General features: G+C 73.2%; 1 protein-coding gene. It reads right to left on the bottom strand.

What is annotated here, in order from left to right:
* A partial coding sequence (locus UK12_RS32795) for an acyltransferase domain-containing protein (RefSeq protein ID WP_045306857.1) occupies window positions 1-811 on the bottom strand: 811 nt, incomplete at both ends.

Below are 811 nucleotides of genomic sequence, written 5' to 3'. Positions count from 1 at the left end.
CGCCGCAGCCAGCTCACCGATCGAATGACCCGCCACGAAGTCCGGCCGCAGACCCCACGACTCCACCAACCGGAACAACGCCACCTCGACCGCGAACAGTGCGGCCTGGGTGGTGGCGGTCCGGTTCAGCGGCTCGGGGTCGGTGCCGAACACGAGATCCCGCAGTCCGCCGTCGAAGTGGCCGCACACCTCGTCGAAGGCCGCCGCGAACACCGGGAACTCCTGGTACAACTCCCCTCCCATGCCCGGGCGTTGGGAGCCCTGGCCGGTGAACAGGAAGGCGGTGAGGCCCTTGGCGGTCCGGCCGTGCAGCACGCCGGGCGCGCCCTCGGCCAGCGCGCTGAGGCCGCTCAGCAGCTGCTCGCGGTCCTGGCCGAGCACGACGGCCCGGTACTGGTGCGCGGTCCTGGTCGTGGCCAGGGAGAACCCGAGATCGGCGAGGTCCGCCCGGTCCGCCACGGACACCAGGCGCCGAGCCTGCTCGCGCAGGGCCTCGGCGGTCCGGCCGGACACCAGCCACGGGATCGTCGAGGGCGCGGCGGCGGGCTCGCGGTCCGGAACGTCCTCGACCGGGGCCTGCTCGATGATGGTGTGGGCGTTGGTACCGCTCGCGCCGAACGAGGAGATCCCGGCCCGGCGCGGACGCTCCGCCTCCGGCCACTCCCGCGCCTCGGTCAGCAGCCGGACGTCCCCGGCGGTCCAGTCCACCTTGGTCGACGGCTCGTCCACGTGCAGGGTCCTGGGCAGCACACCGTGCCGCATCGCCTGCACCATCTTGATCACACCCGCCACACCCGCAGCCGCCTGCGTG

It is taken from the genome of Saccharothrix sp. ST-888, assembly GCF_000955975.1.
GTDB lineage: Bacteria > Actinomycetota > Actinomycetes > Streptomycetales > Streptomycetaceae > Kitasatospora.
This window is presented reverse-complemented; position numbering and strand designations above follow the sequence as displayed.